This window comes from Polynucleobacter yangtzensis (assembly GCF_027924165.1).
Taxonomy (GTDB): domain Bacteria; phylum Pseudomonadota; class Gammaproteobacteria; order Burkholderiales; family Burkholderiaceae; genus Polynucleobacter; species Polynucleobacter yangtzensis.
This window is the reverse complement of sequence record NZ_AP026973.1, coordinates 1,374,913-1,396,606: the sequence shown is the minus strand read 5'-3', so window position 1 is coordinate 1,396,606 and position 21,694 is coordinate 1,374,913. Positions and strand designations below refer to the sequence as shown.

Annotated in this window: 17 protein-coding genes and 1 pseudogene; 8 read left to right on the top strand and 10 right to left on the bottom strand. The window is 47.1% G+C overall.

Annotated elements, in window-relative coordinates; genetic code table 11:
* Window positions 1–13: 13 nt before the first annotated feature.
* From queG to QMF28_RS06875, 3 genes are read left to right on the top strand one after another with little or no spacing between them, the layout of a single operon-like run.
* Window positions 14–1,111, top strand: a complete 1,098-nt coding sequence (gene queG, locus QMF28_RS06885) for a tRNA epoxyqueuosine(34) reductase QueG (protein ID WP_425594890.1) — start codon at window positions 14–16, stop codon at window positions 1,109–1,111.
* A gap of 26 nt (window positions 1,112–1,137) precedes the next feature.
* The gene (locus QMF28_RS06880) at window positions 1,138–1,923 is read left to right on the top strand and encodes an AzlC family ABC transporter permease (protein ID WP_281741899.1); all 786 of its coding nucleotides are present in this window, start codon (window positions 1,138–1,140) and stop codon (window positions 1,921–1,923) included.
* Complete coding sequence (locus QMF28_RS06875; protein WP_281741898.1) at window positions 1,920–2,291, top strand: AzlD domain-containing protein; 372 nt, start codon at window positions 1,920–1,922, stop codon at window positions 2,289–2,291. Before QMF28_RS06880 ends, QMF28_RS06875 begins: the two co-directional genes overlap by 4 nt.
* 34 nt (window positions 2,292–2,325) lie before the next feature.
* On the opposite strand, the gene QMF28_RS06870 is transcribed toward QMF28_RS06875, so the two are convergent.
* A complete protein-coding gene (locus QMF28_RS06870) occupies window positions 2,326–5,427 on the bottom strand; it encodes an FAD-binding and (Fe-S)-binding domain-containing protein (protein WP_281741896.1) in 3,102 nt (1,033 codons plus the stop codon).
* Entirely contained in the window at window positions 5,424–6,119 is a 696-nt protein-coding gene (locus QMF28_RS06865) for a GntR family transcriptional regulator (protein WP_281741895.1), read from the bottom strand. Before QMF28_RS06865 ends, QMF28_RS06870 begins: the two co-directional genes overlap by 4 nt.
* Before the next feature lie 206 nt (window positions 6,120–6,325).
* Between QMF28_RS06865 and QMF28_RS06860 the strand changes: the two genes are divergently transcribed.
* The 3 genes from QMF28_RS06860 (at window position 6,326) to QMF28_RS06850 (ending at window position 9,527) form a co-directional block, all read left to right on the top strand.
* A complete protein-coding gene (locus QMF28_RS06860; RefSeq protein ID WP_281741893.1) occupies window positions 6,326–7,510 on the top strand; it encodes a pyridoxal-phosphate-dependent aminotransferase family protein in 1,185 nt (394 codons plus the stop codon).
* Between the two features lie 148 nt (window positions 7,511–7,658).
* Window positions 7,659–8,063, top strand: coding sequence for a GlcG/HbpS family heme-binding protein (locus tag QMF28_RS06855; protein WP_205627529.1), 405 nt, complete (start codon window positions 7,659–7,661; stop codon window positions 8,061–8,063).
* Between the two features lie 6 nt (window positions 8,064–8,069).
* Entirely contained in the window at window positions 8,070–9,527 is a 1,458-nt protein-coding gene (locus QMF28_RS06850; protein ID WP_281741892.1) for a DEAD/DEAH box helicase, read from the top strand.
* Window positions 9,528–9,614: 87 nt separating this feature from the next.
* Here QMF28_RS06850 and gluQRS read toward each other — a convergent pair whose 3' ends face one another.
* Window positions 9,615–10,553 (bottom strand): tRNA glutamyl-Q(34) synthetase GluQRS, encoded by a 939-nt coding sequence (gluQRS, locus tag QMF28_RS06845; protein WP_281741891.1) that lies wholly within the window; start codon window positions 10,551–10,553, stop codon window positions 9,615–9,617.
* A gap of 15 nt (window positions 10,554–10,568) precedes the next feature.
* Here gluQRS and dnaE point away from each other — a divergent pair, with 15 nt between their 5' ends.
* On the top strand, window positions 10,569–14,186 hold the full coding sequence (gene dnaE / locus QMF28_RS06840) for a DNA polymerase III subunit alpha (RefSeq protein ID WP_281741890.1): 3,618 nt from the start codon (window positions 10,569–10,571) through the stop codon (window positions 14,184–14,186).
* A 26-nt stretch (window positions 14,187–14,212) separates the two neighbouring features.
* On the opposite strand, the gene QMF28_RS06835 is transcribed toward dnaE, so the two are convergent.
* From QMF28_RS06835 to QMF28_RS06825, 3 genes are read right to left on the bottom strand one after another with little or no spacing between them, the layout of a single operon-like run.
* A complete protein-coding gene (locus tag QMF28_RS06835; RefSeq protein WP_281741889.1) occupies window positions 14,213–15,370 on the bottom strand; it encodes a glycosyltransferase family 9 protein in 1,158 nt (385 codons plus the stop codon).
* Between the two features lie 14 nt (window positions 15,371–15,384).
* Complete coding sequence (locus tag QMF28_RS06830) at window positions 15,385–16,164, bottom strand: glycosyltransferase family 2 protein (protein ID WP_281741887.1); 780 nt, start codon at window positions 16,162–16,164, stop codon at window positions 15,385–15,387.
* On the bottom strand, window positions 16,161–16,922 hold the full coding sequence (locus tag QMF28_RS06825) for a glycosyltransferase family 2 protein (RefSeq protein WP_281741886.1): 762 nt from the start codon (window positions 16,920–16,922) through the stop codon (window positions 16,161–16,163). The genes QMF28_RS06830 and QMF28_RS06825 overlap by 4 nt, the downstream gene beginning before the upstream one ends.
* A 10-nt stretch (window positions 16,923–16,932) precedes the next feature.
* Here QMF28_RS06825 and msbA point away from each other — a divergent pair, with 10 nt between their 5' ends.
* The gene (gene msbA, locus QMF28_RS06820) at window positions 16,933–18,696 is read left to right on the top strand and encodes a lipid A export permease/ATP-binding protein MsbA (protein WP_281741884.1); all 1,764 of its coding nucleotides are present in this window, start codon (window positions 16,933–16,935) and stop codon (window positions 18,694–18,696) included.
* A gap of 13 nt (window positions 18,697–18,709) precedes the next feature.
* Here msbA and rng read toward each other — a convergent pair whose 3' ends face one another.
* From rng to rsfS, 4 genes and pseudogenes are all read right to left on the bottom strand, one after another.
* Window positions 18,710–20,173, bottom strand: coding sequence for a ribonuclease G (gene rng, locus QMF28_RS06815; RefSeq protein ID WP_281741882.1), 1,464 nt, complete (start codon window positions 20,171–20,173; stop codon window positions 18,710–18,712).
* Complete coding sequence (locus QMF28_RS06810) at window positions 20,170–20,793, bottom strand: Maf family protein (protein WP_281743657.1); 624 nt, start codon at window positions 20,791–20,793, stop codon at window positions 20,170–20,172. Before QMF28_RS06810 ends, rng begins: the two co-directional genes overlap by 4 nt.
* Before the next feature lie 4 nt (window positions 20,794–20,797).
* The gene (gene rlmH, locus QMF28_RS06805) at window positions 20,798–21,241 is read right to left on the bottom strand and encodes a 23S rRNA (pseudouridine(1915)-N(3))-methyltransferase RlmH (protein WP_068323912.1); all 444 of its coding nucleotides are present in this window, start codon (window positions 21,239–21,241) and stop codon (window positions 20,798–20,800) included.
* A 23-nt stretch (window positions 21,242–21,264) separates the two neighbouring features.
* Window positions 21,265–21,654 (bottom strand): annotated as a pseudogene (gene rsfS / locus QMF28_RS06800) (ribosome silencing factor); the annotation flags it as partial.
* Between the last annotated feature and the right edge of the window lie 40 nt (window positions 21,655–21,694).

The following is a 21,694-nucleotide window of genomic DNA, read 5'->3' as shown; positions in this document are numbered from 1 at the left end:
TTCTGTATTCCATATGTCTTTACCTGCCGGCTCTCAAACCTTAGATGAGTCCAATCTGCGCGATTGGCTCAATACCCAGGCTATGGCCTTGGGGTTTGATGGCTTGCGGATCACCGACACCCATTTAGGTCCTGCAACTGAGCGCCTGAAAGAGTGGTTGGCTGAAGGTCGCCACGGTCAAATGGAATACATGCAGCGCCACGCAGAATTGCGCTCTAATCCCGAACTCTTAGTTCCCGGAACAGTACGCGTTATTTGTGTGTCGATGAACTACCTGCCGCCTGAGACAGATTTTGATGTTGAATGGCAACGACTAGAAGATCCTACGCAAGCAGTCGTATCGATGTATGCCAGAGGGCGCGATTATCACAAGGTGCTGCGTAACCGCTTACAAGAATTTGCCCAGCTGATTGAAGAGCGTATCGGCAAATTAGGCTATCGCGTGTTTACGGATTCCGCACCGCTCATGGAAGTAGAGCTGGCACGCAAAGCAGGCTTAGGCTGGCGTGGCAAACATACGCTCCTACTCAATCGAGAATCAGGATCCACATTCTTCTTGGGTGAGATCTTGGTGGATGTACCACTACCCATTGATGAAGAAGTTGAAGAGCGCTGTGGTACCTGTACATCCTGTATAGATATATGTCCTACACAAGCTATCACTGCGCCTTATCAACTCGATGCGAGAAGATGTATCTCTTACTTGACCATTGAGAATCCTGACGCCATTCCTGTGGAGTTTCGACAGGCCATGGGTAATCGGGTGTATGGCTGCGATGACTGCCAGCTCATTTGTCCTTGGAATAAGTTTGCCAAACGTACAGATCTGCCGGATTTTGCAAGACGTCACGGTTTAGGGCAGGCGACCCTATTGCAACTTTGGTCCTGGACTGAAGCGGAGTTTGAGCAACGCCATGAAGGTAGTGCCATTCGCAGAATCGGTTACAGCCGTTGGCGCCGTAATCTAGCAGTAGCCATGGGCAATGCTTTGGCTAGCGGGCTTGAGAAGAGCGCAATTACTGAAGCATTAAACGCAGCGCTTCCTAGTTCTGATCCTCTGGTGGCCGAGCACATTCAGTGGGCTTTAGATCAACATCCGCACTCAGCATAGATTCCCACAAGCTTTACAATTAACCCATGTCATTTAACGACCAGCCCTACATCGATCCTAGCGAAATCCCGCTAGAAGAGGCTGCGGTACAGCGCTTTAAAAATCCAAGTCATGCCTTTTGGTCTGGCATTCGGGATGCTGCTGGTGCGCCTGCGATGGTACTCTTTGCTGGTATGGTGGGCTTTGGAGCGATGGGTAAAACCAATGGCTTTGATGTTTGGTTCACAACCTTCACTTCGTTTTTCATGTTCGCCTTACCGGGGCAAGTTGTTTTGCTCGAGATGGCGATTACTGGCTCATCTGTTTTAGCGATCGCTTTAGCGGTTACGCTAACCTCAACACGCTTTATCACCATGACGGTGACACTCTTTCCGCAGTTTCATCAAAAAGATCGCAATCGTAGTCTTTATGCTTCCGTCCATTTATTGGCGATGACAGCATGGGCTATCTCGATGCGGGAGTTTCATGCGATTGAGATTAAGCACCGCCTCAGTTACTTTGTAGGGCTAGGGCTCTTATGTTGGTTGATCTCTGTGCCTGGAACTGTCTTAGGTTACTACTTGGCTGGTATGGTGCCAAAGCCAGTTACTTTGGGCTTGGTGTTTATTAACCCATTGTTCTTCTTGCTCACCTTTACCGAAGTAAAGCCTTGGATCAATCGCATTGCTATCTTCCTGGGTTGTATCTTTGGACCCATCTTCTTTATGCTCGATCGCGATACCAGTTTGTTAACGGCTGGTTTGGTTGCGGGCACCATGGCTTACTTTATCGATCGTAAGTTCTTGCGTAAAAAAGCAGGGGTGATTGGATGAATGAAGCGATGGACGCTTTAAGTCACATGAGTGATGCACTGACGGGTTGGGGTCTATGGATTGCCTTGGTTGGCGCCTGCCTAGGTACGTACTTCTGTCGTGCTATTGGTGTATTTCTGTCACAGAGTATTAATCAAGATAGCGAGATCTTTCGCTGGTTAGCTGCGGTGACCTACGCGATGGTTGCTGCACTTACAGTGCGTTTGATTGTGATGCCGCTTGGCCTGATGGCAACCGTACCTCTATGGATACGTATTCTGATCTGCGCCTTAGCGATTGGCGTGATGATTTCTAAACCCACAAAACGATTGGTTCCAGCCTTATTGACTGGAACCTTGTTGATGGTGGGTTACGGCGTGATTCGCTAACTACCCAAACAACGCCAGCCCATCTTTTTTGTTTTTATAGATGCGCCGCCAAAATTCTGGCGATATGCACAGCCTCTCTTTGAGTCCCATCTGCAATTTGATGACGACAGCTTGTACCGTCAGCAACCACCCAGCTATCTGGTGACTTCCGAATACTAGGCAATAGGCTAGCTTCAGCCATTTGCTTGGACACTTCAATATGCTCAGCTTCATAACCAAAGCTACCTGCCATGCCACAGCAAGACGATTCAATCAGCTTAGGCTCTGCGTTCGGAATGAGTTTGAGTAATTCCATTGCGGGAGTAACAGCAGCAAAAGACTTCTGATGACAGTGACCATGAAACAGCACTGATTTATTAGCTGCTTTGAGATTTAACTGAAGCTTACCGGCCTTAGCCTCGCTTGCTAAGAATTCTTCTAGCAATTGCGCCTGTTTAGAAACGCTCACTGCGCGCTCACCAAAGCCCATTACCAAAGCTTCATCCTTTAAGGTAAACAAGCATGAAGGCTCTAGACCAATAATCGGAATGTGCTTGTCGGCATAAGGCGCGAGATGGTCAACTAATTCACCAAGTGTTTCCTTGGCTTTATCAACCATGCCTGCAGCTAAATAGGTTCTGCCACAGCAAAACTCTTTTGAGCAAGTATTGCCTTGGTTTGTTGCTTTAGTTTGACCATTACTTTGGCTCTTGCTTTGAGTCTTATTAGGGATATGCACACGATAGCCAGCTGCCTTGAGTACTTTTAATGCTGCCTGGAGGTTTTCATCTTCAAAGTAAGCGTTAAAGGTATCGGCTAACAGTACAACACCCTTGCCATCGGTATTGCTCGCCAATTGTTCTGGAGTGTATTGATAAGAATCTTTTGCCTTTTGGTTCCAGAAGGTTTTACTCTTCCAGGTTGGTAGGCTTCTTTGCGCAGAGATGCCCATGATCCATTCTTGGAGCTTGGCAATCGGCGCAATGTGATTGCGTAGATTGAGAAGACTTGGCAAAAATGGAATATTGCTAATCGTGCCGGCGTATTTGGGAAGATAGGCTACCGCTAGATCCCTGAGAGAGTGGCCTACACGCTTTTTGTAAGCAGACAGGAACTCAATCTTCATCTTTGCCATATCAACGCCAGTAGGACATTCACGGCGGCAAGCCTTACAGCTCACGCAAAGCTCCATTACCTCTTTAATGGCATCACTTGCTAATGGTGAAGATTCGGGAGATGTGCCACTCTTCAGGTCGAGTTGATTGGATAGTGCAAGGCGCAGCGTGTTGGCTCTACCGCGTGTCAGATGTTTCTCATCACGGGTGACGCGGTAGCTCGGACACATGACTTCCGCATCAAACTTACGGCAGTGACCATTGTTATTGCACATCTCCACTGCTTTAGCTAAACCCATCGCTGGATCACCACCGGTGCCTGGCGCTGTAGTTTCTTCTGTGACAGGATCGTTTTGTACGTTCCAAGCAGACCAATCCAATGCCGGTTGGAGTGGAATCACTTTATAACTTGGTGGAAATCTAAAGTTGATGGAGTCATCCATCTTTGGTGGGTTCACAATCTTGCCCGGATTAAATAATCCTTTGGGATCAAATGCGTATTTAATTTCTGCAAGGGCTTCAGTGATCTTTGGACCAAACTGCCAAGAGATCCATTCGCCACGACATAGACCATCACCATGCTCACCGCTATAAGCACCTTTGTATTTGCGCACCAGGGCAGAAGCTTCTTCAGCAACTGCGCGCATCTTCTGAGCGCCGTCTCTGCGCATATCCAATATAGGGCGTACGTGCAATGTACCTACGGATGCGTGGGCGTACCAAGTGCCGCGTGAACCATATTTAGAAAATACCTCAGTGAGTGCTTGGGTGTAATCAGCCAAACTCTCCAGAGGTACAGCACAGTCTTCAATAAAGCTCACTGGCTTACCATCGCCTTTGAGGCTCATCATGATGTTCAGACCAGCTTTACGTACTTCCCACAAGTTCTTTTGCAGAGATGCGTCAGGCATAGTCACTACAGAACCCGGCAAACCCAAATCACTCATGAGTTCTTGTAGAGCTTTGAGCTTTTCTAAAAGTGGTGCATGTGCTTCACCAGAAAACTCCACCAATAAAATAGCTTCGGGCGTTTTAGCGGTGTGATCAACTAAGGCTGTTTCAATGGTTTTCTTAAAGCTTGGGTTGCTGCGCGCCAAATCAATCATGGTGCGATCGACTAACTCAACAGCGGTAGGGCCGAGCTTCACAATATGCTGAGCACTATCCATCGCCTTGTAGAAGCTGGCAAAGTTCACAATGCCGAGCACTTTATGTTGTGGCAATGGCGCGAGTTTGAGCTTGAGAGATTTGAAATACGCCAAAGTACCTTCGCTGCCCACTAACAGGTGCGCCAAGTTCACGCTGCCATCTTGGGTATAAGGCAATTCACTTTGAGGATTGAAGATATCGAGGTTATATCCCGCTACCCGTCTTAATACTTTTGGAAAATGGGCCTCAATCTCCGGGGTTAGGGTGTGGGCTAGGTTTTTAACAAAATCACCTAGCTCTTTTGCAGCGCCAGAACTGCTAGCGTAATTACCAAACTGTGCGACTTGGCCATCCGCTAACCACGCATCAATACCTAAAACGTTATGCACCATATTGCCGTAAGCAATGGAGCGACTGCCGCAGGAGTTATTACCTGCCATGCCGCCAATGGTTGCTTGACCAGCAGTAGAAACGTCAACTGGATACCAGAGGCCATATTGCTTTAGAGAGCCATTAAGGTGATCAAGCACGATGCCGGGCTCAACTTCAACATAACCTTTATCAAGATTGAGATCTATAACGTTTCTGAAATATTTAGTGTTATCAATCACCAGTGCTGCGCCAGTGGTTTGGCCACATTGGCTGGTGCCGCCACCACGAGGCAGCACAGGCACGCCCAGTTCAGCAGCAATCTGAATCGCGCTGGCAATATCTTGCGCAGTCTTTGGTACAAACACGGCAACTGGCATCGCTTGATAAATAGAGGCATCCGTTGCATAGCGTCCACGACTCGCGCTATCGGTCATAACTTCACCAGAAGTCTCCTGGCGCAAGCGTTTGGCTAGCTCAGCCTGATCTACCATGAGTTCTTTGAGGTCTAGGGGCTTATTCATGACTTGCTTGTCTCCGCATCTTTGATTTCTGCTTCTGATTTCAGTAACTGCACTACAACATCACGTTTGTTTTGAACGTGCTGGATCATGATTCTGCGCATGCGTGCAGCATCTCTGGCTTTGAGGGCGTCGAGCATCTCTTGGTGTTCTTCGACTGCTTTTTCCCATTTCACGCCATCTTGGTTGGAGCGAAAGCGCAGAGCTTCAATGCGTGCATTAACTTGTGTGAAGAGTTTGGAGAGCACCGGATTATTTGCTGCTTGATTAATCAGATGATGAATACGTAGATTGAGTTTGTAATAGCTCGATAAATCACGGCGCGCATACGAAGCCATCATTTCATATTGGAGCGCTTCTAATTCAGAGAGGATGGCATCGCTAATATTGTTAGCAGCCAACTCGCCAGAGAATCCTTCAAGGTCAGCAATCACATCAAAAGTGTGAATGACATCCTCAAGACTGAGTTGCACGGCAATGGCACCACGATTGGCGATAAGTTCTACTAAGCCATCTGCAGCTAAGCGACGAATTGCCTCCCGAATAGGGGTGCGAGATACATTGAGACTCTCAGCTAATTCACGTTCATTGAGTTTGCTGCCGGGCGCGATCTTGCCTTCAACCAAGAGTGATCTGAGCTTTTGGAAGGTGGCCTCATGCAAATTCTGAGAATTAGGCTGTTCTATGGCTGCCATGCTGGAATCCCCTAAACCCTATATTTGTATACAAAATTAACAATAAGCCATCATAAAGCATAAATACACGCTTTAAATGCCTATTTATAGGTTTATTTAAGTAATTATTTAAAATAATTTGTATACAAAATGGAAAATTGGCAAAAATTGTCATACACTAGTGCCAGAAATAACACCCATAAACACACCCATAAGTGAGACAAAGCATGTTGAAACTTGATAACCACGCATCAGGACGCCACTTTTTACATATTCCTGGCCCAAGTCCTGTGCCCCCACGCGTACTGCGCGCCATCAGCTATCAAACTATCGACCATCGTGGTCCTGAGTTTGGCGCCTTCGGTCTGAAGGTTTTAGAAAACATCAAAAAGATTTTTAAAACTGAGCAGCCTGTGATTATTTATTCCGCTTCTGGAACAGGTTCATGGGAAGGTGCTTTGGTAAACGTACTGAGTCCTGGCGACAAGGTGTTGTTCTATGAAACTGGTCAGTTTGCAAACTTGTGGCGCGCCCTTGGTAAGCGCCTTGGTTTGGATGTCGAAGTGGTTGGTAAAGCAGGTCAAGATTCTTGGCGTTGGGGTGTAGATGCTTCTGTTATTGAAGAGCGTTTACGCAAAGACACTGGCCATGAAATCAAAGCGGTTTGCGTAGTACACAACGAAACTTCTACTGGTGTGACATCAAATATCGCAGCAGTGCGTAAAGCGATTGATTCTCTGAAACATCCAGCCTTATTGCTCGTAGATAGCGTATCTGGCTTGGGTTCAGCGGATTATGAGCATGACAAGTGGGGCGCTGACGTCACCATCTCTGGCTCACAAAAAGGCTTAATGTTGCCACCAGGCATTGGCTTTAATGCCTTATCACCGCGCGCCATCGAAGCTAGTAAAAATAACAAAATGCACAAAGCATATTGGGCTTGGGATGAAATTCTCGAATCCAATAAAACAGGTTACTGGCCGACAACTCCAAGCACCAATTTGATGTATGGATTGCATGAAGCAATGGACATGATGATGGCTGAAGGTTTAGATACGATCTTTGCACGTCATCAACGTTTAGCAGCAGCTTGTCGTGAAGCGGTGAAAGCTTGGGGCTTAGAAATTCAGTGTCAAGACAAAGATTGCTATTCACCAGTACTTACTTGTATTGCAACACCAGAAGGCATGGATGCCGATGTATTGCGTAAACATGCTTTAGAGAAGTTCAACCTCTCATTGGGTACTGGTTTAGGTAAGATCAAAGGCAAGGCATTCCGCATCGGCCATTTGGGCGATTGCAATGAATTGAGCTTGATGGCTGCTTTAAGTGGTGTAGAGATGAGCTTGGGCTCCATGGGCTTTAAACCCAAGGCCAGCGGCGTAGTTGCCGCCCAAGAATTTCTCAAATAGCCTTAAATAATCAATAAGTTGGGTGGAGACAGGGTGTAGCAAGGCTTCTAGACCGAAGTCGGGCTACACCCCTTATAATTCAGGTGCTCTATATAGATAGCACTTTCATCATATAAAACATATTCGAGACAAAGAAAGATTAAACATGTTGGCTACTAAACCATATTTAACTCAAGCTGATGTTCAAAAGATTTTGGATGCAGCAAACAAACACGCTGCCGCAAATAATTGGGCTGTCACTATTGCCGTTTGTGATGATGGCGGTCATGTCTTGGGTTTAATTCGTCGTGATGGTTGCGCTCCTGTATCCACATACATTGCTCAAGAAAAAGCACGTACTGCAGCAATGGGTAAACGTGAGAGCCGTGTCTACGAAGAAATTATTAATAACGGCCGTACCTCTTTCTTATCTGCTCCGCATATCTCGGGCATGTTGGAGGGTGGGGTCAATATCGAGGTAAATGGGTTTACCATCGGCGCAGTCGGCGTTTCCGGCGTTAAATCGACCGAGGATGCTGAAACTGCTAAGGCCGGCATTGCGGCCATCCTGTAAGTTACCTTGACAAATACTGCTACTGAAATAAATTCTTCTACAGGGGTTAGCGAAGCCGCTAACCCTAGTGTTACTGACACTGACACTGCTGCCACTACTTCACCTCCGGCAACAATCACTTTTGCTGACTTTGGTTTAGATCCGAAAATTCAAAAAGCGGTTCTGGAGCAGGGCTATAACACTCCAACTCCGATTCAAGCGCAATCGATTCCGCATGTCTTAGCGGGAAGCGACCTCATGGGCGCTGCGCAAACCGGTACCGGTAAGACAGCTGCCTTTGTATTGCCGATCATTCAAAAGATTTTGCGTCACGCTAGCAATAGCGCGTCACCAGCGCGTCATCCCATTCGTGCATTGGTTCTCACGCCAACCCGTGAGTTGGCCGTGCAAGTGGCTGAAAACGCTGCGAACTACTCAAAGCACACTGATCTGCGCGCTGCAGTGGTCTACGGCGGTGTGGACATGAAAGAGCAAGTAGGTATTTTGCGTAATGGCGTAGAGATCCTGATTGCCACCCCTGGTCGTTTGCTTGATCACATTGGTTCAAAAGTGGCCAACCTCTCGCAAGTAGAGATCTTGGTTTTGGACGAAGCCGATCGCATGCTCGACATGGGTTTCTTGCCAGATCTACAACGCATCATTGATTTAATTCCGGCGCAAAGGCAAACCTTATTGTTCTCGGCGACTTTCTCACCAGAAATCAAAAAGCTGGCGCAAAGTTATTTGCGTACCCCAGTGACTGTTGAGGTTGCTCGTCAAAATGCTGCTGCCGATACGGTTAAGCAAGTAGTGCATATGGTTTCTTCCGCCGATAAGCAACGTGCGATTGTGAAGGTGCTTGAAGCACGCACACGTGCGGGCTTATCACGTCAATGCATCATCTTTACCAATAGCCGTTTGGGCTGTGCAAAGTTATCACGCGCCTTAGAGCGTGATGGTATTAAAGCGGGCGCGATTCATGGCGATAAGAGCCAAGGTGAACGTACTTTAACTTTGGATGCATTTAAGTCTGGCGCCATCGAAGCTTTAGTGGCGACTGATGTAGCTGCTCGTGGTTTGGATATTCCGGATATGCCTTGCGTAATCAATCACGAACTGCCATACAACGCAGAAGACTTTATTCACCGTATCGGTCGTACCGGTCGCGCTGGCAGCAAGGGCGATGCGATTGCATTGGTTGATGCTAGTGAGAAACGCTTACTCGACGATATTGAAAAGTTGATGAAGCGTAAATTGGATGTGAAGCCTTTGCCTGAAGGTGTGCCTGCACAAAGTCGCCCATCATCCAGTAGCTATGGCAGTGCACCAGCAAAAATGTCTGATCCTTTCTTCTACAAGCCTTACGAGCCATCTGCATCTACAGCCTCCACTACAGATCCTGCAAAGCCCGAAGAGAAAAAAGTAGGTATTACACCTGCTAAGCCTGCCGTTGGTGCTTTGCTCGGTGGCTTTAAAAAGAAATAAAGAATCAAGAATTAAAGAATCAAGAAGTAAGAATTAAGGAAAAAAGAATTAAAGAAGCAAGAAATAAAAAAGGAAAGGCTAAGTTCTTTAGTTTTTCCATGCATGAGTGGCTGCTAACAGCCACTCTGCAATCGTAGTGTTCTCGCCGTCAGGCAAGTTTTTCAATCCCAAATGCTTTGCTGCTTTACGTAACTCCATCAGCGAGTGTTTTTCATCTTGCGTATTGATTTGCGTTGCGAGTGTTTGTTTACTAAGCTTTTCACCATGCTCATCAAGTACTAAAGGTAGATGAAAATACTTTGGCCTCTGATATCCCAATATCTTTTGTAAGTAAATTTGTCTTGCGGTATTGCTCAATAAATCTTTGCCACGCACGATATGGGTAATGCCTTGTTCGGCATCATCAACTACAACAGCTAGCTGGTAGGTAAATAATCCATCGCTTCTGCGTAGTACAAAATCACCGACTTCCTGATTGAGATTTTGGCTTTGGTGTCCTAGTTCTAAATCCTCAAATTCTATATGGCAATTTGGGGGTAGAGCAATCCGCCAAGCTTTCCCCGAATTTTTAAAGGCTTCTGCGGAATTGCTTATTAAAGAGGCGGGGCGGCAGGTGCCTGGATAGACTATTTCTTGATTGCGGGGGGTTTCTATTCCGAGGTTGGCTAGGGTGTAGGCAATGGTCTGCCTAGAGCAAGTACAGGCATAAAGGCATTTCAAGCTTTTTAAGCGCTCCAAAGCCCTCTGGTAAGCCTCTTGGCGCTGGGATTGATGGATGATCTCCTCATCCCAGGCAAGCCCACAGGCGAGCAATTGGGACTGTATTTGCTGGGTTGCTTCGGGGATGCAGCGAGGGGTGTCTAAATCCTCGATTCTGAGGAGCCATTTACCCCCATTTTTGCGGGCATCTAGCCAGCTTCCGAGGGCAGCAACCAGGGATCCGGCGTGCAGTGGGCCAGTAGGGGAAGGGGCAAATCGCCCGCGATAGCCGCCGGCTGGGGATGGAGGGTTTTTAGGTGTCGACACAGCTAAAATCATCTCATGGCTTTACCCCGTTTTGTACATCTCCGCGTCCATTCCGAGTTTTCGATTACGGATGGAGTCGTTCGCATTGATGATGCAGTCGCGGCGGCCGTCAAGGATGAGATGGGCGCCCTAGCGATTACGGATTTAAGTAATTTATTTGGTTTAGTGCGTTTTTATACTGCCGCACGCTCAAGTGGCATTAAACCGATTGCTGGTGCCGACGTTTGGATCAGCAATCCGCAAGATCCAGACCAGCCCCATCGTTTATTGCTCTTAGTTCAAAACCATTCTGGATATCTCAATTTATGTGAGTTGCTCAGTAGGGCCTCTTTAGATAATCAATCACGCGGTCGTGCTGAAGTGGATTCTGCTTGGTTTAGTGAGCCTGCTGCTAAAGCTGAAGATAAAAAAGCCAAGCGGACCTTATCTTATGGATTGATTGCGCTCTCTGGCGCGCGCATGGGTGAAGTAGGGGCAGCATTGCTAGCTGGTCAAGAAGATCAAGCGAGGATTATTGCTAGACGTTATGAAAAGCTGTTTCCCAATTCCTTCTATATCGAGGTTCAGCGCGGCGGTAATCCACAAGACGAGAAGCAACTGCAACTTGCCTGTCATTTAGCGAGTGAGCTCGATTTACCGGTGGTTGCAACACACCCAGTGCAGTTCATGCAGAGAAGTGACTTTACGGCGCATGAAGCCCGTGTTTGTATTGCTGAAGGCGAATTGCTTGGCAATCCACGTCGCACCAAAAAGTTTAATGAAGAGCAATACTTCTTGACCCAAGAAGAGATGGAAAAACGTTTCGCAGATTTGCCAGCAGCAATTGCAAACTCTGTTGAAATTGCTAAGCGTTGCAATCTCTCTTTGGTTTTAGGTCAGCCACGCTTGCCAGATTTTCCAATACCACCTGGAATTACTTTGGAAGACTATCTCTTGCAGCAATCTGAGATCGGTCTGAAGCGCCATATGGAACGCAACTTCCCGGATGCGCAAGAACGCGAAAAAGAAATGGCCCGCTATCACGAGCGTTTGGTCTTTGAGGTGAAGACCATCTCTCAAATGGGATTTCCTGGTTACTTCTTAATCGTGGCAGACTTCATTAACTGGGCTAAAAACAATGGAGTGCCTGTAGGGCCGGGTCGTGGATCTGGTGCGGGCTCTTTAGTCGCGTACTCACTCGGTATTACCGATTTGGATCCGCTGCGTTACAACTTACTCTTTGAGCGCTTCCTCAATCCAGAGCGGGTATCGATGCCAGACTTCGATATTGACTTCTGTCAGCACGGTCGCGACCGTGTGATTCAGTATGTGAAAGATAAGTACGGCAAAGATGCGGTGAGTCAGATTGCCACCTTCGGAACCATGGCTGCACGAGCAGCGATTCGTGATGTGGGACGTGTGCTTGAGCAAGGCTATAACTTCGTAGACGGCATCGCTAAGTTAGTGCCGAATAAGCCAGGTCAGTACATGACGATTGAAATGGCTAAGAAGGAAGAGAAGCAATTAGCCGAACGCGAAAAGAATGAAGACGAGGTGCGTCAATTACTTTCATTAGCGCAGCAATTAGAGGGCATGACTCGTAACGTGGGTATGCATGCGGGTGGTGTATTGATCGCCCCAGGGCGCCTCACGGATTTCTGTCCGCTCTACACCCAAGAAAGCAAAGATCAAGACAGTAGCTCCGTCATTAGTCAGTTTGATAAAGATGACGTAGAAGCAATCGGCTTGGTGAAGTTCGACTTCTTGGGTTTAACCACGCTCACGATCTTGGCAGCAGCAGAGCGTTGGATTAAAACCTTGCACGCTGATCGCAGAGATTGGAATATCGGTGAGATACCGCTTGATGATGAAAAAGCATTTGATGTTCTTAAGCGCGCTAATACGGTAGCTGTCTTCCAGCTAGAAAGCCGTGGCATGCAAGGTATGCTTCGCGAAGCTAAGCCCGACCGCTTTGAAGACATTATTGCCTTGGTGGCTTTGTATCGCCCAGGTCCTATGGATTTGATCCCAGACTTTATTGAGCGTAAACACGGTCGTCAAAAAGTCGAATATCCCGATCCGCGTATTGAGCCAGTTCTGCGTGAGACCTACGGCATCATGGTCTACCAAGAGCAGGTGATGCAGATGGCGCAGATGATTGGCGGCTACTCATTGGGTGGCGCTGATATGTTGCGCCGTGCGATGGGTAAGAAAAAGCCTGAAGAAATGGCACAGCATCGCAAGATCTTTAGTGATGGTGCAAAAGCTGGCGGTATCTCCGAGAGTAAAGCCAACGAAATCTATGACTTGATGGAGCGCTTTGCGGGCTACGGATTTAATAAGTCCCACGCTGCTGCCTATGCGCTTTTGGCATATCAAACTGCTTGGCTTAAAGCGTATTACCCCGCAGAATTTATGGCAGCCAACTTATCACTCGCGATGGATGACACCGATAAGGTGAAGATTCTGTACGACGATTGCTTGGTGAATAACATTCGAGTGTTCTCGCCAGACATTAATACTGGTGTTTATGAGTTCACCCCATTGCGAGCGCCTGATGCAGCTCCAGACTCCCCAATTAGTCATGTCCGTTACGGCTTAGGTGCAGTACGTGGTACTGGCGAGGCTGCAATTGAGTCGATAGTTAAAGCGCGAGAGACTGGCGGACCATTTAAGGATCTGTTTGATTTCTGTGCTCGTGTAGACCGCAGACAGGTTAATCGCCGTGCGATTGAAGCCTTAATGCGTGCTGGTGCATTTGATAGCTTGTATCGTGACTCCGTTCCTGCGGGTGGCAATCTGTACGATATTCGCTCAACCTTGCTTGCTTCTTTAGCGAGAGCGATTGAAGCTGCCGAGCAAGCTGAGGCATCGATTCATCAAGTGAGCTTGTTTGAAGTTGCTGGCGAAGAGAATCGCCATCTACCAGAGTTAGTACGCGAGCCTGTTTGGTCTGAAAAGAAGCGTCTGCAAGAAGAGAAGAATGCTTTAGGGCTCTGTTTAACGGGTCATATGTTTGATGCCTATCGTGACGAGACCTCCCACTTCATTCGTCAACCTTTGTCAAAAGTTACTGAAGGCAAAGATCAGCTGATCGCTGGCATCATTACTTCAGCGCGGATGTTGACTGGCCAGCGCGGTCGCATGATGATTGCGACAATTGATGATGGCACTGCGGCCCTGGAAGTCACTTTGTATAGCGAAGTGTATGAGCCTAATCGCTCATGGCTCAAGGAAGATGAGCTCCTAGTCGCCAAAGTGAACGTGACTCCCGATAAGTTCTCAGGTGGTATGCGTATTGTTTCTGAGGCGGTGATGGACATCACTGGTGCGCGTATGCGTTTTGCTCGTAACATTCACGTATGTATTGATAACGCTATTGATATCAAGATGCTGCGTAGTCAAATTAATCCTTACTTGATGGCTAATCGCGTCAGAGATCCTAAGTTAGGGGCTTTTGCTCCAGCTGCGCCGGGCTCAAATGATGGCATGAAGGGCTTAATGTTGACTGCTGCTGTTACCACTAGTGGTGGCGCTTGCTTGATGCAGTTCCCAGAAGAGCTGCGCATCTATCCAGATGATGCCTGCTTACATAGTTTGAACCAAATCTTGGCATCCAAGCAAAAAGATCCCGTACAAGTTCAGTACCACTAAGAGGGTTGTTTAGTGCTGACGCTAATTTAGTTTGCTAGCGCTTTTTGAACTGCTTCAATCACTTGTTTAGGTTTTAGTAGATCTAAACACTCGCTGTAGCTATCCGCTTTATCAAGACAACCGGCCTTACGGCATGGCACGCATTCACCAGGGCCTTGCAAAATGGTGACATTGCCCACGGTTTGTGTACGGGCGCGCAATTGATAAGGTTGTTCGCCGATAAAGCCATTGGGCCACGGGCCAAAGTTGGTTGGCGGAGTAGCGCCAAATAGGGTGATGGTTGGAGTGTTACAAGCTGCTGCTAAATGCGTGATGGACGTATCAACACCAATATATAAAGCAGCACTCCGAATGAGTGTGCCCGCCTGTGGAATAGATAACTTACCCGCAGCGTTGATCACCTTGCCCCTAATTTCTTGAGCCAATAAGGACATGATGTCGTGATTGAGTTGCACATCTTGCTTTGCGGGTGAAGCGCTTAATACAACCTGAAAACCTTGATTAACTAACCAGGTAATGAGCTCTTGCCAGTATGCGAGTGGCCAACGTTTATAAGCGGTCAGAGGTCCTGGATGTATGACGACATAGGGTTGCTTAAGGTCACTGGCGATGTCAGGTGTCAAAGGTTCACCTTCAGGAGGTGTCACTGATATCGGCTGGGAGAATAAATCCGCTGGATTTTTAAAGAAGGCTTCTAGAAGGCGGAGCTTTTCTGTAATGACATGTTGATTAAAGTAATCAACATCCACGGTATGCATGCAGATGAACTTCTTCCAGGCATTTTGTTTCTCACTCTTGCTACGCTTGTGTTGATCCGTAGAATCTTTGCCTTGAGGATGGCCGCCTAAGACACCCACTCTTCTGAAGGCCGCTACTAAGCCATATAGGTAGGCCCGGTCGCTAGGTTGGGTGACTACTGCCAAGTCATAGCGCTGAAATAGGCGATTAAATAGGGAGAGGTATTCACTAAAACCTGGGCGATCTGAGGTTTCAATGACTTCAGCAATGTCCGGATTGCCGTGCAACATCTCTAACTTACCTCGATAGCCTAAAAAATCAAATTCTGCTTCAGGCCACAACTCTCTAGCTTTACTAATGAGAGGTGTTGTGACCAGCACGTCGCCGATTTGCCGAGTGGCGATGAATAGGACTTTTTTGGGCTTGAGTTTGGAGTAAGTCGTCATATCGTTGTGAATGCTTACAGTGCCTTAGCCAAAATCTTCTCACGCACGCGCCGCGCATTCTCAGCGGCATTACTTTGATCATTGATTTTATGAAAAAGATGCAAGACTTCGGTAGACCAAGAGCCCGATTTGCGGGTGATGCCGTGCTGCTGCAATCTAAATACAAAGTCAGCATCTTCGTGACCCCAGCCCGTCATGGTTTCATCAAAGCCGTTTATAGCTTCGGCATCCGCTTTCCAGCAGGCCATATTGCAGCCTTTGATACGGCGCCAAACAAATTTTTTGTAATCACGCCAGGAGCCGTTACCTAGCTTGATTTTAAGAGGCCAGTATTTATTAATGCCTCCACTAAATCTCTTGCCTAGCAAGCCTGATGAGAACTTCTGAAAACTCCATTGCGACCAGGTTAGTAATTCTTGGGTGAGACTTTCATTGAGAAGAATTCTGCTGCCAGTAACTAAAAATCCTTTTTGTGCCAGTTGACGATGTCTTGCTACAAAGTCCGGTTGCACGATGCAATCGCCATCTAAAAATATTAAGTAGTCCCCATGGGCAGCATTAATAGCCTGGTTCAGAATTTTGGTTTTCCGAAAACCGATATCTTCCTGCCACAAATGGGTGATAGCAAACGTTGAGGAATACTTAAAGGATTCAATGACTGTTTTGGTGCTCTCGGTAGAGCCATCATCTGCAATGATGATCTCAAAGTTCTGATCCGTTTGAGTGGCTAGCGATTCCAGACAAAGCTTGAGTGCTTGTGGCCAGTTGTAAGTGGCCAGCAAAATCGAAATCATTTGCTGGCTTCCTGGTTGAGCTGCCAAAGCTTGATGTAGCGATAGTAGGTGCCTTGACCATTAGATACTGCTAGAGCAAATCCTTGCGCCCCATCTAAGAATCCTGCGCGAATAATATAAGTGCGAATAAATGCCCATATGCCATGAAGAACAGCTTTCAGAGGGCTGCTCGTTTTGCCTTTGGCAAATGCTTGCTCTGCGGATGCGGTGGAATAGCGATCGAGCTTTTGTAGAACTTGAGAGTAGTTCATGAAGCTGTAATGGAGTAGTGGGTTTTCTAGTTTGGCTACCTGACCATTGGGAATGAGGCGCTCATGGACTAGGTCACTTGAGAAGCGGGCGGTACCACGCTTAAAAAGACGATCTACATAGTCAGGGCTCCAGCCGGAGTGACGGATAAAACGACCGCAGTACCAAGATAGTCTAGGGATAGCGAAACAGTCCACATGGGCGCTATGGTGAATTGCCGTCAGAATCTCAGATTTGAGGGCTGGGGTTAGGCGCTCGTCTGCATCTATGGATAAGACCCATTCCCCGGTTGCAAGGTCTAATGCACGGTTCTTTTGAGGGCCAAAACCAGGCCAGTCAGATGGCTGGGATATGGTTGCACCATGGTTTTTGGCTATTTCTAGGGTGCGATCTGAGCTATTGGTATCAACAACCACGATCTGTTGGGCAATACCCTCCAGAGAGGCCAGACAATCGTCCAAATTGGCCTCTTCATTGCGGGTGATGAGTATGACTGATAAGGTGGGCATAATTCATTATATGAATGCTCAAGACCGTACCGCCTTAAATCGCTTAATTACATACCTAAAGCCCCATATTGGCTTGATTATCGGGTCTCTTTTGGCTATGGCTGTAGTAGCCGCCGCCGAGACCTCCATTCCGGCCCTGATGAAGCCTTTATTAGATCGTGGCTTTACTGGACAGCTCAATAGCAAGCTCTGGCAGGTTCCAGTCTTCTTGGTGGGTTTGGCTTTGGTGCGCAGTTTGGCTCAATTTTTATCCAACTATTTATTAACTCGCGTTATTAATGCGGTGTTGTTGAAGTTGCGTGAGCAAATGTTTCAAACACTTTTGCATGCCAGCACATCATTTTTCCAAAAGAACTCCGCATCAACTCTAATTAATGGTGTGGTATTCGAGGTAAATAATGTACTTACCGTGATGGGCGGCATGTTAATCAGCTTGGTGCGAGATTCGCTAACCGTAGTTGGTTTGATGGGTTACTTAATCTATTTAAATTGGCAATTGACTTTAGTTGTTTTGATTATTTTCCCGGTGATTGCATTCATCATGAGCAAAATTAATCGTCGACTCAGATCGCTTAATCGTGAACAACAAACACTTACTAGCGATCTTGCTTATATTGTTGAAGAAGCCGCTGCTGGTTACAAAATTGTTAAAGTTCATGGCGCTGAAGAGTATGAAATGAATCGCTTTAAGCAAAAGGCCGAGCGCGCACGTCAGTTTGCCTTGAAGTCTGCAGTAGCGGGTGGTTTGAATCAACCCATTACTCAGTTGATTGCTTCTATGGCCTTATCCGTGGTCCTCGTGATTGCCTTGATGCAATCGGCCACTGAAGGCACTACTGTTGGGGGTTTTGCAGCTTTCATTACCGCCATGATGTTGGTGATTTCACCGCTGAAGCACTTGGCCGATATTAATCAACCTCTCCAACGCGGCCTCACTGCAGCAGAGATGATTTTTGGATTAATGGATCAACCTTTTGAAGAGGGTGAAGAGCGCAAGCAAAACATGAAGCCGCTTGATAAGGCTAAAGGCGGTATTCGATTTGAGAATGTCGGATTTGCATACGGACAAGAGGGCGATCGCAAGGATGCACTCAGCGATGTTAATCTCTCTATTAAACCTGGCGAAGTTGTTGCTTTTGTGGGCCCATCTGGTGGCGGTAAATCTACACTCGTAAACTTATTGCCTCGATTCTATAAGCCCACCAGGGGCCATATTTTCTTGGATGATATTCCGCTAGAAGATATCGTATTGGCTGATGTACGCCGTCAAATTGCGTTTGTGAGTCAGGATGTCATTCTGTTCAATGACACCATTGCCGCTAATGTGGCATACGGAGCTAGTGGTCAAGAAGGTATTGATCGCGGTCGCGTTATTGAGGCACTTGAGGCTGCTAATTTAAGCGCATTAATTAAGGAGCTACCCGAAGGTATTGATTCTATGGTGGGTGATAACGGCAATCGCTTATCTGGTGGGCAACGCCAGCGTTTAGCAATTGCACGTGCGATCTATAAGGACGCTCCGATTTTGATCTTGGATGAGGCAACTTCCGCTTTGGATTCTGAATCTGAACGTCAGGTTCAGGATGCGCTCGAGCGCTTAATGGCTGGTAGGACGACTTTGGTCATTGCCCATCGCTTATCGACTATTGAACACGCCGATCGTATTGTGGTGCTAGAGCACGGTAAAGTCATTGAAAATGGTTCACACGAAGAGCTGATTAAGCAAGATGGACTTTATGCCAACTTGCATCGTATTCAGTTTTCTAATGCTTAATTAACAGTCGAAATTAACTAAGAACAATATCGTATTGTTCTTGGCGGAAGCTACCCTCTGCCTGGAGGGTGATGGGTTTTCCAATAAAGTCACCGAGTTGTGCTAAGAATTGATTCTCCTCTTCTAAGAAGAGGTCAATGACATCTGGTGCAGCCACAATCCTAAATTCTCTTGGATTAAATTGGCGGTGCTCCCGCACAATCTCACGCAAAATCTCGTAGCAAATCGTTTGTGCAGTTTTAACCTCACCCTTTCCAAGGCAGGTAGCACATGGCTCACAGGTAATATGAGCTAAAGATTCACGAGTACGTTTGCGCGTCATCTCTACCAAACCTAAAGCGGAGAAGTCGCTCACTGAGGTGCGCGCATGATCGCGCTCAAGATTGCGCTTAAGTTCATGCAGCACAGATTCTTGATGATCTTTGCCAATCATGTCGATGAAATCAATAATGATGATTCCACCTAGATTGCGTAAGCGTAGCTGTCGAGCGATTGCTTGGGCTGCCTCTAAATTGGTTTTAAAGACAGTGTCATCAAGATTGCGTGCGCCGACATAGCTGCCAGTATTCACATCAATCGTAGTCATAGACTCTGTTTGATCAATCATCAGATAGCCACCCGACTTGAGATCAACTCTGCGACCCAGCGCCTTATTAATCTCAGCATCGACATCAAATAAATCAAAGAGGGCGCGCTCGCCACGATGTAATGTCAGCTTGCCCAATAGATTGGGCATGTAAGAATTAGTAAATGCTTTGAGCTTCTCGAAATTCTCAGCCGAATCCACGCGAATCTGGGTAGTTTCTTCTCCAGCCACATCCCGCAATACTCGTTCAGCCAGGCTGAGGTCTTGATAGAGCAGGGTGGGCGCAGGATTGTGTTTCATGGCTGCATGGATGTTGTCCCAGGTAGTGCGTAGGTAAAGCATGTCATGCTGTAGTTCAGTATCTGAGGCATCCTGCGCACTCGTGCGAACGATAATCCCACCTTTTTCATCTGCAGCCATCAATCTGGCGAGACGAGTCTTGATGGCTTCGCGCTCCTCAGGTTGGTCGATTCGCTGAGAAACGCCAATATATTTTTCGGTAGCGGTATCACTACCTGCTGGAGGAAGGTAAACCAAATTCCGCCCAGCAATACTTAATTGGGTTGTAAGACGTGCGCCTTTTGTACCTAAAGGATCTTTGAGCACCTGAACTAAAAGTGTTTGACCTTCAAACAATAGCTTTTCAATTTGCGCTTGGGGATTGTTTTGGGTGATATCTGCTACGTGCATAAAAGCAGTGCGCTCTAAGCCAATCTCAATAAACGCTGATTGCATACCAGGCAAGACGCGAACAACTTTAGCTAAATAAATATTGCCCACAATGCCGCGTTGGCGAGTGCGCTCAATTTGAAGCTCCTGAACAGCCCCTTGCTGAATTAAAGCAACACGCGTTTCTTGCGGGGTGATATTGATCAGTATTTCTTCGTTCATACGCGATTCAGGCCGGCAATTTCTAGTAATTGTTGGGTTTCATAGATGGGTAATCCCATGATACCGCTATAACTTCCTTGGATAGAGGGAATAAAAGCGCCCCCTAGACCCTGAATGCCATAAGCCCCAGCTTTACCAAAGGGTTCGCCGCTGGCGATATAGGCGTCAATCTGCGTTGGGGATAGCTCTGCAAATTGCACGCGTGATACCTGTACCAAAATCTTGGGAATTTCTGTTGGGGCTGGCGTTATGGCAACGGCGGTTAATACCTCATGTACTTTGCCGCTGAGCATATTTAGAATCCGCGCAGCATCTGCTGCATTGCTTGGTTTCCCTAAAATTTCACCATCTGGACTGTTGGGTAGGCTAACCGTAGTATCCGCACAAAGAATCGGAGCCCAAGGTAAATTGCTTTTTTGCCAACGAGAGAGTGCCGCTACACTTTTTGCCAAGGTAACTCTTTCAACATACACGCGAGCTTTTTCTTGGGGGAGAGGCGCTTCAATCCCTTCACTATCCTCATCGGCACTTGGTAAAAGCATTTCGAAGCGAACACCAATTTGTTTTAAGAGTTCTTGGCGACGCGGACTTTGTGAGGCGAGATAAATAAATGGGCTCACAAGATTACTCACGATGGTAGGGGTGACCCTGCAGAATGGTCCAAGCACGATAGAGTTGCTCTACCAGCAGCACTCTAGCCATAGCGTGGGGAAGGGTGAGGCTGGAGAGGCGCCACATTGCCTGAGCAGTGGTTTTCAGGCTGGGATCTAAGCCATCTGCACCACCAATTAAGAAGGTGATATCAAAACCCTCTTGGCGCCAACTGGCCAATTGAGTAGCTAAGTTTTGAGTAGTTTGGTCTTTGCCGCGCTCATCTAAGGCAATGACTCTTGAGCCCTTCGGAATGGCGGCAGCAATTTTGACGGCCTCTTTAGCAGGCGTCAGGTCTGGTTTGATTTCTTTGATTTCAATGCTGCAGTCTGCAGGCATTCTTTTAATGTAGTCATGGGTTGCGGTTGCAACCCAATCAGGCATCTTATGACCAACTGAAACAATGGTGAGGCGCATCGATGCTTTTAACGACGAAGTTATTCGTCGTCGTCTTCAGATTCGCTAGCTTTGGCAAGACCTTTGCTACCAGCCAATTTCACACGTACAGGCTTAGCGCCCCACATGCCTTCTAGCTGATAGTAAGAGCGCAGCATCGGTTGCAAAATGTGCACGACGATATCGCCACAATCAACCAATACCCATTCACCAGTCTCCAAGCCTTCAATAGAGATGACTTCGCCACCTTTGGCGTTTACCTCCTCTTTAACGGACATTGCTAATGAGCGAGTTTGACGATTACTTGAACCAGTGGCAATAATGACCCGGTCAAATAATTCACTTAATTTGGTGGTGTCGTAGACGCGTATATCTTGCGCCTTCACATCTTCCAGAGCATCAATCACGACGCGTTGTAATTTACGTAAGTCCATATTTTCTCGACAATAATTTTTGTATTTAGGGTGATCTTAG